General features: G+C 47.5%; 8 protein-coding genes and 1 pseudogene. 4 read left to right on the top strand and 5 right to left on the bottom strand.

From position 1 onward, the window contains the following. The 5 genes and pseudogenes from B5G34_RS16905 to B5G34_RS16885 all read right to left on the bottom strand — a co-directional run. Window positions 1-262: pseudogene (locus B5G34_RS16905) on the bottom strand (hypothetical protein); the annotation flags it as partial. A 103-nt stretch (window positions 263-365) separates the two neighbouring features. Beyond that, on the bottom strand, window positions 366-1028 hold the full coding sequence (locus tag B5G34_RS16900; protein ID WP_087340271.1) for a hypothetical protein: 663 nt from the start codon (window positions 1026-1028) through the stop codon (window positions 366-368). 460 nt (window positions 1029-1488) lie between these two features. Next, window positions 1489-1824 (bottom strand): HepT-like ribonuclease domain-containing protein, encoded by a 336-nt coding sequence (locus B5G34_RS16895; protein ID WP_087340270.1) that lies wholly within the window; start codon window positions 1822-1824, stop codon window positions 1489-1491. After that, window positions 1814-2104 (bottom strand): nucleotidyltransferase domain-containing protein, encoded by a 291-nt coding sequence (locus tag B5G34_RS16890; protein WP_087340268.1) that lies wholly within the window; start codon window positions 2102-2104, stop codon window positions 1814-1816. The genes B5G34_RS16895 and B5G34_RS16890 overlap by 11 nt, the downstream gene beginning before the upstream one ends. Window positions 2105-2327: 223 nt before the next feature. Continuing rightward, window positions 2328-2630: a helix-turn-helix transcriptional regulator gene (locus tag B5G34_RS16885; protein WP_087340265.1), complete on the bottom strand. Its 303-nt coding sequence runs from the start codon at window positions 2628-2630 to the stop codon at window positions 2328-2330. 391 nt (window positions 2631-3021) lie between these two features. Here B5G34_RS16885 and B5G34_RS16880 point away from each other — a divergent pair, with 391 nt between their 5' ends. The 4 genes from B5G34_RS16880 (at window position 3022) to B5G34_RS19535 (ending at window position 7659) form a co-directional block, all read left to right on the top strand. Then, a complete protein-coding gene (locus B5G34_RS16880; protein ID WP_087340263.1) occupies window positions 3022-3801 on the top strand; it encodes a prolipoprotein diacylglyceryl transferase family protein in 780 nt (259 codons plus the stop codon). A gap of 45 nt (window positions 3802-3846) precedes the next feature. Beyond that, window positions 3847-6114 carry a hypothetical protein gene (locus B5G34_RS16875; RefSeq protein ID WP_087340261.1) on the top strand — a complete coding sequence of 756 codons (2268 nt, stop codon included), beginning with the start codon at window positions 3847-3849 and terminating at the stop codon, window positions 6112-6114. Between the two features lie 25 nt (window positions 6115-6139). Further along, window positions 6140-7345 (top strand): hypothetical protein, encoded by a 1206-nt coding sequence (locus B5G34_RS16870; RefSeq protein ID WP_087340259.1) that lies wholly within the window; start codon window positions 6140-6142, stop codon window positions 7343-7345. 128 nt (window positions 7346-7473) lie between these two features. Further along, a complete protein-coding gene (locus B5G34_RS19535; protein WP_087340257.1) occupies window positions 7474-7659 on the top strand; it encodes a hypothetical protein in 186 nt (61 codons plus the stop codon). Window positions 7660-7671 lie beyond the last annotated feature (12 nt).

Below are 7671 nucleotides of genomic sequence, written 5' to 3'. Positions count from 1 at the left end.
CCTCATGCTCCAACTCCTTTTCGTTCAGTTTTTTTACTCTGGTGCGCATACAGTCATCCTCGCCGCCCCAACAGAGGAAACCGTGGGCGGGATAGGGGCAGCCCTCGCATCGGGAGAACTGCCGGCACACTGGTTTTTCTTCCGGCTCCGGGGCATAGCCGGGCGCATAGTTGATGTGGAGCAGCCATTTCTTCACACTACTCCACTTAGGAGGTGGTTGATTGACCACCCCGACATAGCTGTTCAGTTTTTTGGGATCCACACGGAGCACCTCACTTGCTTTTTCTGCTCTGAAAACAAAAAAGCGGGGGCCGTATTCTGTCCGATGGCAGATGATACGGCCCCCGCCTTGTTCAGCGTAGGATCTATAAATTCATTTGCGGTTCCTGGCTCTGGGCCTGCTCCAACCGGCTCTGCAGATCCGGGACGGTGTACTCGATTTTTGTTCTGGCCTCCTGAATGGCTTTTTGCTGCTTGTAGTCCAGCTCCGGGCCTTCATAGAACCAATGCTCCGCGGCGCGGTACAATTCTGTGAGTTCCTCCGGGGTAAATAACTGCGCTCTGGGGACCAGGCCGGAGCGGACAGCAAAGTCCTGCTTGGCGCTCTGGAAGTCATCTTCATAGTAGTGACCGTGGCTGACTCCAGTTCGGTCATAGTCCCAGATCCAGGTTACAAATTGATACCCCTGGCCATTTTCTCGTTCCTGGCCTGCCAGCGCCGCGCCGCCGAAGTCTGCCAGCAGGCGGAAGTCCTCATGCAGGCCAGAGGCATGGAGCAGGGGGGCGTTTTGCATCGCTTCCACATAACTGTATACCTCGTCCGCGGCCACGGCCACCTGATGGTACAATTCACTGGCCTCCTCATTTTTTCTTCCGGCCGGAAGCAGGAATACGTCGTTTCCAGGTGATACATAGAGTGCAGGCTGGCCGTGGAGGAATATCTCCAGCCGATTGTCCTCTATGGCGGATGACTCAATTCCGTCTATATTGAGCCGCCGGGATAATTCTGTAAAAAATTTCTTTCCCATATGATCCCCCTTTTCTCGTTTTCTTTTCTGGATTTACATTCGTCTGAACAAATTGCTGATTCCACCTCTGTGGTAACAAAAAAGGCCAAGATCCTGTTTCCAAGATCTTGGCCCAATGAACCTTATTCTCTATGAAAAATGCGCGAGTTCAAGTCTTGCCTGAATGAAGACCACTCGCTTGAATATCGGAAAAAAGAGGCTCGTAGATTTTCCAATCTACGAGCCTCGGAAGGCTTGAAAATACTGAGGTTTTTCCCTCAATATCTTTTTTAACCTTTCCATTTGGTACGCCCGAAGGGACTCGAATTCGGCGATCGACATTTTAATGGTTATTATCCTTGCCAAGATAGGCTCAGTCTATCTGAAACAGAAAACTTTTTTGTTGTATCGTGCCTGATAGTTTTATATGTGTTTTTCCTCTTAAGGGAAACAAAAAGGGAAAACATTTTGCCAGTCATACTCATAAAGATATGATGTTTTCCAGCTGATCATAAAGGACGGGAAAATCTGCTGTGACGGTTTCGTAAACATCCTCCATACGAAGCGTTTGATATTTGTGCGCAGCAATATCCCGGAATCCAGCAATCTCTTTCCAGGGAATCGCTCGATTTGCCCTCCTGCAATCGTCCGAGAGATTCTTCACAAGTTCCCCGATATTGATAACGGTCATGCAAATGGCCCTTTTTAACATCTCGTTGCCTTCAAAGTCGGCAAAAGAGCTGCTTCCCAGCATCTCTTGAGCCACCCTGAGTTCGGACAAGACCTTTTTCAGAATGACAGTATCTCTATGCTCCATATACAGAAATCCTCTTATCAATTTCGAGTATACTGCTCTTGGGAAGCGGTCCATGGACAACATCCACTTCCGTGCCAAGGAGTTCTTCCAGCCGGTATTTCACTCCATTCAAGGTCAGCAGAGAAACCCGGGGAGTGGTGAATTCAACCAGCAGATCCACGTCGCTGTCTGGCCGCCCCTGCCCTCTGGCTAAGGAGCCAAACAATTCAGCTTTCTTGATGGGATATTCCTGGGCTACAATAGAAATACCTTTTACAATCTGATCAATACTCGGTGCCAATTGAAGATACCCCCCTTCTGGATTTATGGAACATGCCAGGTTATATAGACAACTAAATTATAACCAAAAAGAAATAAAATGTCCAGTGCTGCGGTGGAATAGACAAAAGTGACAACATATGGACTGGCAACTGGTTCATCTGTATGAGATGGAGGAAAATGTGAAATTTAAGGAAATACCTTTTGAGAGCGCCGCTGAGCTGTTATCAAGCTTGGTGGTGCTTTCACTCTTTTTCGTAGAGCGCCAGCAAGTCATTGATTAGATCAGTCAACAAGGGCAGGTATTTTTTATCCAGACGATGGATCTTTTCTAACAACAGAGTGTCTGCCTCACGATTTTCTCCAAAGAGAACATAGTCTGCGGACAAACCCAAGACTTTGCAGATTTTGATCAGCGTTTTTACTGAGACGTTGGTGCGGCCCCGTTCTACCTCAGCTAAATAGGATACACTGACATCCAACAATTCCGCAAACTTCTCCCGCGTATATCCAGCATCTTCCCGTGCTTTACGAATTCTGGCGTACAAAAAGCATCACCTCTACGGATAGTATGTAGGATGCTTTTTGCCCCGAACATCAACTAATATAGTATAAATAACATATTGAATTAAAGGCACCATGTGATATAATCAAGACGGAATGTCGTATGAGTTGGAGGGAGTTTCATGAAGAGATTGCATTTTGTACATGTTTTGGTCATTTTCGTGATATGTATATCCGGGCTGTTTATCACAACTGGGTGTGGCGGATGCCAATCCGCATGCTGGGCCTGCGGGTCATGTACTTCGAGCGCCCTATGTGCCACCTGTGAGGGTACAGTGAACGGTTGTGCTACATGTATGGAGTGTAGCGGCTGCGCCAGCTGCATCAATGGATTTTTTTCGCCAAACTGATCATTAATCAGGGAGATTTAGGCACATGTGTCCTTATCTGATATTTCAGCTCCCCTATCTTGGAGAATTTGTAATTCCTTCTTATGCGCTGTTCGCATTTGTCGGACTGTTTTTTACGATGGTGTTCCTCTACTTCAGGCTGCAAAAGCGGGGGATGCCATTCTACCATTTTTTGCTCCTGATGCTTATTTTGGTGATCGGAGTCGCGCTGGGGAGCAAGGCCTTATTTGTGATGACAAAATTGCCAGAAATTTTGCAGGATTTTACTCTAGAGAAAGCCATTTATATTATTTGGACAAGCGGCTTTGTGTTCTATGGTGGGCTTTTTGGCGCAATCATAGGTGCATGCTTATTTGCCAGGATTTTTTCCATCCCGTTAAAGCCTTTTCTTGACATCATAGTTCCAGGCTTTCCGCTCTTTCACTTTTGGGGGCGTATCGGTTGCTTCTTTGCAGGGTGCTGCTATGGGAAAGAGGCTACTTGGAGCGTCGCTATGCATATGGAGCCAGACATACCCCGTATCCCGGTCCAGCTATTTGAGGCGGCCTGCCTACTTCTGATTTTCGGCGTTCTCTTACTTATTGATCATAAAGCAAACATTTCAATATCGCCACTAGCCAGCTACTTTCTGCTTTATTCCGTGTGCAGGTTTGTTCTGGAATTTTTCCGTGGAGACGACGTCCGGGGCATTTTGGGGGTACTGTCCACTTCCCAATGGATTTCATTGGGGATACTGGCCTTTATCCTCTGCAAGGTCGTGGCAAAGCGTCTGCGCTGGGTAACCCAAACCAGGCAAAGCTGCTGATGGTTCAATTGGGATTGACACCATCACATTTAGGAGGAGAGGATAATGAGTAAGCTCCAGGTGTTGGGAGAATATGTATCCGTCGGGGAGCCGCTAGAGGCATATAATCAGTACCGGAAGACATTTATAGAGCAGGCCAACATGGCGAAGCTTCGTTTTTCTCAGCTGTATCAGGGGAACCAATCTTTGGATGATGTTGTCAAACATGTTCCGGAACAGGCGGAGGAGAGCCTACGCCCCATCATTGATTTTTGTGTGAAAAAACTTCTGAATCACAATATCCTGTCGATTGACAGGACGACATTTCAGGAGCACTACTCCGCTTATCAGGCTTTGTGGACAGAGCCCTATATGAATGTGTTTGATCGCTATGCGGAGATAGCCCTGGACCAAAAGACACTGGATGAGTACCGTGTATACAGGCGGCAAACCAGAGCACGGTGGAGCGGCGGCGGATTCGGCCTCTCTGGTGCACTGAAAGGTGCGTTCACTGCCGGAGCCCTCAACATGGTAACCGGAGCCGGACATATGGTCTTCAATGGAGTTGGAAAGCTGATTTCAACCATATCGGCCAATGCACAGAAGAACAAGATATTCAGAAATCCGAAAACCTATGACAGCATTTCGCAAGGAGTATGGTATGCTGCATTTTGGCTGCATTTTGCCCTGATTGATGCGCTCTCCAAGGCCGGAGTTGCGCTGACAGCAGCCGCAGGAGTGATCACAGAAGAAGCCGGGCAGCAAGCCGCAGCCATGCGCAATAACGCCGAACTCATAACGGATCCCGAGAAAAAGAAGGAGGCTTTGCGGCAGTCGTTTCTGTTGGACCCATATCAGGAGGATTGGTACCGGCTTGTGCTCCAAGAATTTGGGGATCAAGACGGCCAGCTTGAGTGTTTGGAAGAATATTTTGGGATTTCTGTCATCAAGCAGGCAAAACGAGACATGCTGGGAAAATACCTATCCACCCTTCCTTTGGATACGGAGGCACATGCACTGGAGGCACAAAGGCGGCAGCACGAAATGGAGGTACGCCTCCACTTTTTTGGAGAAACCGAACAGGGGCAAAAGATTGAGTCAGCGGTAGAAGAATTTGACCGGCTTTACCGAACAGTAGATGGTATTTTGCTCCCTACCCGGAGCGAGGCCGATGAAGCCAAGCAGGAACTTGCTCAGATTCAGAAAATCGAGGCGGATACAGATTACCAAGACCTGCGCGCCATTGAACAGAGTGAAAGAAGACTGGGTGAGTTCCACACACAAATAGCTGGATCACATCAGGAGGCGATGCACAGGCGGTGGACAGAACTGGATCTGTCATTGCGCACCGTTACCCCTCTCCTGGATGGAGCGGCGCCGCTTGTTTGCAGGACAAAAGGCGAGGCAGACGAGCTGCGGGCCATGGTACAGAAAGTGCATCAGCGGTATGTTAACTGTGGCGAGGGCATCCGTGCGGAGGCGAACCTGCAATCATTCCAGGAGTATTTGCGGGATATAGAACTTCCAACTGTGTTGAAAGAACAGTATGAAAAAATTATCCACAATCGTTTGACGAAAATAGATCTGGAGCTGCGGACGGCCCTTGGAAAGGAATATGCATCCAGAGAAGCAGCTGTAAACGCACAGCGTCAATATCACGAGATAGAATCTGCGTTAGAGGCTGGTATAATTCCTGAAGAGGCAGAAAAACTTCGAGGTCAAATTGCCTCTCTCGATGCAGGTGAGAAAGCAAAGAACGTACTATCTGAGAAGCTCTATCAAAAAGAAAATGAAAAGGAGATCAAAACTGTCACCAAAATCTCTAATGTGTGCACAGGGATTCTGCTGGGAATTATCATCCTGAGCTATCTGTTCCATATTGCCGGAACCGCAGAGTTTGCCAGAAATGAGATCTCCGTTTTAGGGGTTCCATTAAAGCTGGAAGATATCAGGGTGGTTGAGGAGCTCACATTTCTGGATGGGCTCAAAAATGGCCTTGCCGTATTTGGACGGAGTATCGGAAATATAGTGGTAGACGGTTTCCTGGAGTATATCCACGGTTTTGATTATGGGCTGCTGGGTAATGTCGCTTGGGCAATACTGGGCCTGTTTTGGGTGGTTATTAAGCAGTTGATTATTGTAATCCCCAGGTATCTTGTGTCTCTCTGTGTGACATTTTTCCAGTCTGCATCAATTGGATACTACATTGGCTATATCCTCGGTTCCGCAATCCCCATAGTTGTCTGCCACAATATTGTAAATGAGGACGAAGGAGTTCCCGTAGAACAGGTAGAGCGGTTCAAAAAAATAAAATCAAAATTGGGGAAAAGTTAGGGCACATAATTTGGAGGTGCGGGATATGAAAAAAACACTACTGCTGCTGGAGGCAGGGCTATTACTACTATTTGCGGCAGCCTGCGGAAGTTCTGGCGGGGCATCTGCTCCAGAGCAGAAAACAGAGGCCGAACTGATTGCGGACTTGTCATCAAGTGATTCGTTTTGGTTGCGTGTCGTCCCAAGTGGCTCCGAAAGTGATCGAGAGTCTTACGCAATTACATCATTCGAAACAGAGATATGGGAGTTAACTGAAACATCCGATTATTATTATGGCACTGCTACGGCAGAGTCACCATATGCAATCTACACGGGCAGTTTTTCGTTAAAATATGATATAACAGAAGATGACGAAGTGGTACTAACGACTGTCTATCAGGATTATGTCGGCACTTATGAGATTACAGCCTATCCGAGTACGGAACTGGTACAGGAGTGGTTCCAAGCAAACGATTCAAAAACCTATCCTCAGGATGAACTGCTTGAGACAGAGATTATTGAGACACCAGACCGGGTCGATGCCTGTGAGGTATCTTATCTACATCAGTATACAGACGGCCCCTACTGTACTGTTACGCAAAATGATTTCTGCCTATGGGAATTTCGGGGTGGAGTATGGACATGGACAGGGCCTTCAAGACCGAGTACCACAGAATATACGTACGATCCCCCTGAAATTTCGGATAGTGAGCTCGTAAATGCGGTGGCAACAATTCTTCCTGCAGAAATTGGTACAGGGAACCTTGATAGCGCCATAGTTGAATACGATGACAGTGACCCAAGATCTGCCCATATAACAGTGGGGGAAATCGAATCTGCCAACCCCACCATATTTGACACAGCCGATTTGTCGGTGGATCTTCCCATGTACTGGGGTGATGAGAATCGGTGGGAGGCCGATGGAGGTCAGTTAGACGGCACAATTATTTTTAAGTTTGCTGAAACCTACTCTATACCGAGCTTTTCTAGGGATGAAAGTATTGATGCAACGCTCGGTTCAGAGGCAAGCGTTGATGGAGCGGGCAATCTGGTCATTCAAAATGTAACCATTATTCGCAATGGCAAAGCCGAGGGTATGTCCATGATCTTTGGAAAGATTGAATATCCAGAGAGAGCTGTCATTACGGCCGAAACAAATTCTGTCTATCAAGCCTATAATGAGGATGTTGGATACTATCTCTATTTTGACAAAGATATGAACCCCACCGTTTTTTCCCGTATTACGTGGTGAGAGGCAGATTTCCGATCCAGCTGTACATCGATATATAAATTATATCTATGAAGCCCACCGGAGCATTCTACTCCGGTGGGCTATCTTTTTGTGTATCGGCGGCTAATCCGCCGGAAAGGAAGGGAACCATGAACCTTACAACAACCGTCAACCAGAAGCAGCTTCTGGACATCCTGTTGAACGTGGGCTTGGTACGGCCAGTATTTATCTGGGGAACTGTTGGAATCGGGAAATCCAGTATCGTGGAACAGTTTGCAGAGCAGGTGGGCCTGCCCTGTGTGTCCCTGCATTGTCCGGGAGCTGACCGACGATGAAGCCATCATCGT

Origin of the sequence: Flavonifractor sp. An82, from assembly GCF_002159265.1 — a bacterium.
Lineage (GTDB): Bacteria > Bacillota > Clostridia > Oscillospirales > Oscillospiraceae > Flavonifractor.
This window is presented reverse-complemented; position numbering and strand designations above follow the sequence as displayed.